The organism is Microcoleus sp. A003_D6 (assembly GCF_036702825.1).
Classification (GTDB): domain Bacteria; phylum Cyanobacteriota; class Cyanobacteriia; order Cyanobacteriales; family Microcoleaceae; genus Microcoleus.
Window position 1 is genome coordinate 1 of record NZ_JAUBWA010000153.1, and the last position, 5736, is coordinate 5736.

The window sequence follows — 5736 nt, forward strand, 5'->3', positions numbered from 1 at the left end:
CTTCAAGCCATACACAAACGAACTAGAGAGTTGAAGGTCCCTACTTAATTATCTCACAGAACTTTTCACTGTCCAGAGGTCAACATGAGTGTCACCGAAAAACCCGAACTTCTAGTAACAGATTTTACAGATTTCCCAGACCACACTCAATTACCCGACTCCGACGGTACTTTTGTGAAAAACTTTCAAGAACTCCCTCAAAGCATCCTGTTAACAACATCCGTTCGACCCATTTTAGACCAACTTCATCCCGACGGACAATATTGTATCGGTCAAGATTCCGGCATTTATTGGCGAGTCCCGCAACCCCCAGAACCCCTAGCCAGAGGAGCTGAAGCACCAGATTGGTTTTACGTCCCCGACGTGCCGCCAACTCTCGACGGAAATATGCGGCGTTCCTATGTGATGTGGAAAGAATTAATGCCGCCGTTAATCATACTAGAATTTGTCTCTGGAGATGGCAGCGAAGAAAGAGATAAAACTCCAAGAAAAGGCAAATTCTGGATTTACGAGCGGATTATTCGACCTGCTTTTTACGCCATTTATGAAGTTAAAAAAGCCCAAATAGAATGCTATCATTTGGTAGAAGATAGATTTGAGTTAATGTCAGAAAATCAGCGCGGACATTACCAAATCGAGCCAATGGGATTGGAATTAGGCATTTGGCAAGGAATTTATCAGGGCGTAGAATTGCCTTGGATGCGCTGGTGGGATGCTGAGGGGAATTTGCTGCTGGCTGCCGATGAACGAGTCGAACAAGCGGAATTGGCAGTCGAACAAGCGCAGTCAGAAGCAGAACAAGAACGACAAAGGCGCATAGAAGCTGAGTTGCGAATTCAAGCTTTAGAAGCGCGTTTGCGAGAGTTAGAAGGAGAATAAGCCGCAGATTCCTGTAGTGGCAAGAAACCGGATTTTTCAACAAAAATACTCGCTTAAAACTCTCACTCTCCTAAAAAACCCGGTTTCTTTGGACTGACGCACAGGTGGCCAGAAACCGGGTTTTTTAACAAAATACTCGCTTAAAACTCTCAATCTGCTAAAAACCCGGTTTCTTTATGGGGAGTGCATAAGTCCTACTGCTGTAAAAACCCGATCGCCTAGCAGCCTCCTCAGCAACGATATAAACATTCATCGGTTATTATCAAAAATTTGCGTATATTAGCTTAAGTATTGCATCACTTTTTGTGTAAGTCCTATGGCACTAATTGTTCAGAAATATGGCGGCACCTCGGTTGGCACAGTCGATCGCATTTTGGAAGTAGCCCGACGAGTTGTAAAAACAGCACAGCTTGGCAACTCTCTGGTTGTCGTACTTTCAGCGATGGGCAAAACCACCGACGGTTTAGTTAAACTCGCCAAGGAAATTTCCGCAAATCCCAACAAGCGGGAAATGGATATGTTGCTTTCCACTGGGGAACAAGTCTCGATCGCACTTTTAAGTATGGCATTGCAGGAAATGGGACAGCCCGCAATTTCCCTCACCGGAGCCCAAGTCGGCATTGTCACCGAAGCCGCCCACACCCGCGCCCGGATTTTGCGGATCGACCCCCATCGGCTTGAAACCCAGTTAAAAAGCGGTAAAATCGTTGTGGTTGCGGGTTTCCAAGGCATTGCCGATGCCGGAGAATTGGAAATTACCACCTTGGGCCGCGGCGGTTCCGACACGACAGCAGTTGCCCTCGCGGCAGCGCTGCGGGCCGACAGGTGCGAAATTTATACCGACGTGCCCGGAATTTTGACTACAGATCCGCGCTTGGTTGCCGACGCGCAATTGATGGACGAAATCACCTGCGACGAAATGCTGGAATTGGCGAGTTTGGGCGCAAAAGTCCTCCACCCGCGCGCGGTAGAAATTGCCAAGAATTACGGCGTGCCGCTGGTAGTGCTTTCTAGCTGGAGCGACGCCCCCGGTACGCGGGTAGTGTCCCCCCCACCGCAACCCCGGCCTTTGGAGGGCTTGGAGCTCGCAAAAGCGGTCGATGCGGTGGAATTTGACTTGGATCAGGCAGGGGTGTCGCTGTTGCGTTTGCCCGATCGCCCGGGAGTAGCAGCGCGGTTGTTCGGTGCGATCGCGCAGCAAAACCTCGATGTAGACTTAATTATTCAGTCAATTCATGAAGGAAATACTAACGATATTGCCTTCACGGTGACGCGAAAATCTCTGCAACAAGCCACCGCCGTTGCAGATGCAATTATCCCCGCCCTCGGCAAGAATTCTCGCCCCGAATTGGGAGAACCGGAAGTGAAAGCAGAAGAAAGGCCGATCGCGAAAGTTAGCATTGCGGGTGCGGGAATGATCGGTCGTCCGAGGGTAGCCGCGCAGATGTTTAAGACTTTAGCGGAGGCGGGAATTAACATTCAAATGATTTCCACATCCGAGGTAAAAGTTAGTTGTGCGATCGATGCTATCGATTGCGATCGGGCCGTTGCCGAACTCTGCAAAGCATTTGATGTCGCCAACTCCCCTATAGGGCTGCGTTCATCATCCCACAAACCGCCCGCAGTCCGCGCCGTTGCGTTGGATCTCAATCAAGCGCGTCTAGCAATTCGCCAATTGCCCGATCGACCCGGAGTAGCAGCAAAACTGTTCGGACTTTTAGCCGAGGAAAATATCAGCGTAGATACAATCATTCAGTCGCAGCGCTGTCACAATATTGACGGCATATTAACTCGCGACATTGCATTTACCGTAGCACAAATTGACGCCGAAGCTGCTAAAAACGCCCTCGAAAAAGCCGCCCCCGACTTTGGATGGGGCGAAGTAGCAGTCGATACACAAATCGCCAAAGTTAGCGTTGTCGGTTCCGGGATGGTAGCGCATCCGGGAGTAGCGGCAAAGATGTTTGAAGCGCTTTCCCGCCAGCAAATCAACATTCAAATGATTGCCACTTCCGAGATTAAAATTAGCTGCGTTGTGGATGAGGCACAAGGTGTAACTGCTTTGAAGGCAATTCACGCAGCCTTTGAACTTGCCGGCACCGAAAGAATCCAAGTTCCCGCCTAATCAAGTAGGGACACGGCACTGCCGTGTCCTTATTGCTTATTGCTGCCGTGTCCTTATTGCTTATTGCTGCCGTGTCCTTATTAGACCTCTTGCAAAAATCCTTTCATCAATTGATGGAACGGGCAAGATGCCCGTTCCACAAGAGTTATTTTTTCTTGTGGAACGGGCCGGAGAGCCCGTTCTAATTATTTTTGCAAGAGGTCTATTGCTTATTGCTGCCGTGTCCTTATTGCTTATTGCTGCCGTGTCCTTATTGCAGATGATTAGGCTGTGTTAGGATCGAATTGGCGATCGGCTAAAAGGGATTTAATCTTATGACTGTAGCGAAGGAACAGATTACTGATAGCGGTAGCAACTACAGCCGCTCAGGATTGAGTATCACTCTCAAACGTCTTGGAGAACTTTATGAAGGCGAAGATGATGAGGATGAATATGGCATTTTAAAACCCAGCGATTTTGCTTTCAAAACAGCACTTAATTTAGTTGTAGAAGCACATTCTGTTATGGGAAGCAGTTTCCCAAAAGCGTCAGCTTGTACAGATCATCAAGGCGGTGTTAGCCTGACTTGGACAAGTGTAAATCCAGCTTGTAAAGTTCGCTTGTTTTGTCCGTTTATTGACGATGACGAGCAACCTGTTCGCATTTATCATCGCAAAAATGATGAACACGGTTCAGAGAAGGTAATTTCAGCAACAACATTAGTCGATCGGCTAAAGTGGTTTAATCAAGCATGAACGAACAAGATTTTAGTAGTGATCCAGAGTTTGAACCATTACCTAATAGGGCTATTGTCTACCGGGCATTACTTCGCAAACAGTGGATAGATGAGGATACTGGACTGGTTCAATCTGAAGCTTACTACTTGCGTAAAAACAAAAACGAACAGGGTCTTTCTGTAAACATTGCTAGTGTTTGTTCTCCCGAACAATGTGCTGCAAAATTCAGAACGTGTTATGGAGTTGCTCGCCTGGAGGTAGGTGGGATTCGCGAGTTAGGTTTAGATGTAATTCCTGACTCTATATCTCACGCTGAGATCGCAGGTCTACCTTACGCTGAAGATGATACTGAAAGGGCTGATTTGCTTGCTGATTTGTTAGCACAGCAGTCTCAAATTATATGGCAACCTTAGAAACCTGGTTTTTTACGCTCACGCAGCGCTGCCACAAAATCGACGGCATATTAACTCGCGACATTGCATTTACCGTAGCGCAAATTGACGCCGAATCTGCTAAAAATACCCTCGAAAAATCTGCGGTTGAATTGGGATGGGGCGAAGTTGCAGTCGATAAACAAATTGCCAAAGTTAGCGTTGTCGGTTTCGGAATGGTAGCGCATCCGGGGGTAGCTGCAAAGATGTTTGAAGCGCTTTCGGGCAGACAAATCAACATTCAATAGTCTACAACGCAGTGAAAAACACATTAGCAGTTAGATAGCTAGCATCAATATCAAAGACGATCGCCAAATAATCAGAATTAAATTTAATCGCAACAGAAGCCACTGGCATCCCACTATCAATCTGTAATAACACCGGCTCAAAGGACAGTTGAGCATAGGCAATGCCTGCACTCAAACCAATAGCATCACCCTTAGAAAAATCGATAATTACATCAGCCCGCTCAATGGATGCGATCGCCTGACTCTCCGCAAAAATAAAGGCATCATTTCCAGTACCGCCAATGAGAATATCTTGACCAAAATCGCCAATTAATACGTCATCCTCAGCACCGCCATTGAGAATATCATCTCCCTTGCCACCTTGCAAAACATCATTACCATCTCCTCCGACTAAGGTGTCATTATCATTGTTACCACTGAGAAAATCATTGCCAGAACCGCCGTCGAGAAAATCAGAACCTTTGCCGCCAAGCAAAATATCATTGCCGCCAACTCCGGCTAGCGTATCTGCCCCTTGATTGCCACCGATCGGATCGTCATCTTCTGTACCGGTGAGAAAGTCATTACCCGACAAAGCAGAAATTCCTGTCTTGGCGGCCACTTCTGGAATGGCAGTATCAGATCCGTCTGTTAGCAGGTAAAACCCTTCTCCGCGTAGATTTTCAGGGAGTCCTGTCGGTTCGCCACTATCGGTGGCATTGGGGAGAGGGGTTTTGATGGAAACTATGGGTGTTGGTGTTGGTGATGGTGATGGGGCGGGCGTTGCGGCGGGCGTTGGGGCGATCGCAGGAATGGGAGTCGGTACAGGTGTTGGGGTTGGGGCGATCGCAGGAACGGGAGTTGGGGCGGGCGTTGGGGTTGGGGCGATCGCAGGAACGGGAGTTGGGGCGGGTGTTGGGGTTTGGGCGATCGCAGAAATGGGAGTTGGGGCGGGCGTTGGGGTTGGGGCGATCGCAGGAACGGGAGTCGGGGCGGGTGTTGGGGTTGGGGCGGGCGTTGGTGCGGGTGCAGGAGTCGGTGCGGGTGCGGGAATTATCGTCTCGATCTGAGTCAGATCGAGGAAATTTAATGGCAGAGTAATTTCAGTGGGTGTGGTTGAGAGGGTAAGAGGTAGTGTAGGAATTGATATCGGCGTTGGATTTACTACAGATATTGTCGCCGGTGTTGGAGTTGTCGCCGGTGTTGGAGTTGTCGCCGGTGTTGGAGTTGTCACCGGCGTTGGAGTTGTCACCGGCGTTGGAGTTGTCACCGGCGTTGGAGTTGGCTCTGGTGTTGGAGTTGTCGCCGGTGTTGGAGTTGGCTCTGGTGTTGGAGTTGTCGCCGGTGTTGGAGTTGGC

The 5736-nt window shown here is 48.9% G+C and carries 6 protein-coding genes; 5 read left to right on the forward strand and 1 reads right to left on the reverse strand.

Annotated features, from left to right (window positions below):
- The first annotated feature begins 84 nt into the window (after positions 1-84).
- From QUB70_RS28300 to QUB70_RS28320, 5 genes are all read left to right on the forward strand, one after another.
- Positions 85-879 carry a Uma2 family endonuclease gene (locus tag QUB70_RS28300; protein ID WP_332984901.1) on the forward strand — a complete coding sequence of 265 codons (795 nt, stop codon included), beginning with the start codon at positions 85-87 and terminating at the stop codon, positions 877-879.
- Between the two features lie 316 nt (positions 880-1195).
- Complete coding sequence (locus tag QUB70_RS28305) at positions 1196-3004, forward strand: aspartate kinase (protein WP_332984902.1); 1809 nt, start codon at positions 1196-1198, stop codon at positions 3002-3004.
- 314 nt (positions 3005-3318) lie between these two features.
- Positions 3319-3738, forward strand: coding sequence for a hypothetical protein (locus QUB70_RS28310; protein ID WP_332984904.1), 420 nt, complete (start codon positions 3319-3321; stop codon positions 3736-3738).
- The gene (locus QUB70_RS28315) at positions 3735-4133 is read left to right on the forward strand and encodes a hypothetical protein (protein WP_332984905.1); all 399 of its coding nucleotides are present in this window, start codon (positions 3735-3737) and stop codon (positions 4131-4133) included. The genes QUB70_RS28310 and QUB70_RS28315 overlap by 4 nt, the downstream gene beginning before the upstream one ends.
- Positions 4121-4399, forward strand: coding sequence for an ACT domain-containing protein (locus QUB70_RS28320; protein ID WP_332984906.1), 279 nt, complete (start codon positions 4121-4123; stop codon positions 4397-4399). The genes QUB70_RS28315 and QUB70_RS28320 overlap by 13 nt, the downstream gene beginning before the upstream one ends.
- A gap of 1 nt (position 4400) precedes the next feature.
- On the opposite strand, the gene QUB70_RS28325 is transcribed toward QUB70_RS28320, so the two are convergent.
- Positions 4401-5736: calcium-binding protein (locus tag QUB70_RS28325; protein ID WP_442927842.1), on the reverse strand; the 1336-nt coding region annotated here is incomplete at its 5' end.

Excerpts from the sequence above, each read along its gene's own strand:
- QUB70_RS28300 (WP_332984901.1), top strand. The coding sequence starts at position 85 with ATGAGTGTCACCGAAAAACCCGAACTTCTAGTAACAGATTTTACAGAT.
- QUB70_RS28305 (WP_332984902.1), top strand. The coding sequence starts at position 1,196 with ATGGCACTAATTGTTCAGAAATATGGCGGCACCTCGGTTGGCACAGTC.
- QUB70_RS28310 (WP_332984904.1), top strand. The coding sequence starts at position 3,319 with ATGACTGTAGCGAAGGAACAGATTACTGATAGCGGTAGCAACTACAGC.
- QUB70_RS28315 (WP_332984905.1), top strand. The coding sequence starts at position 3,735 with ATGAACGAACAAGATTTTAGTAGTGATCCAGAGTTTGAACCATTACCT.
- QUB70_RS28320 (WP_332984906.1), top strand. The coding sequence starts at position 4,121 with ATGGCAACCTTAGAAACCTGGTTTTTTACGCTCACGCAGCGCTGCCAC.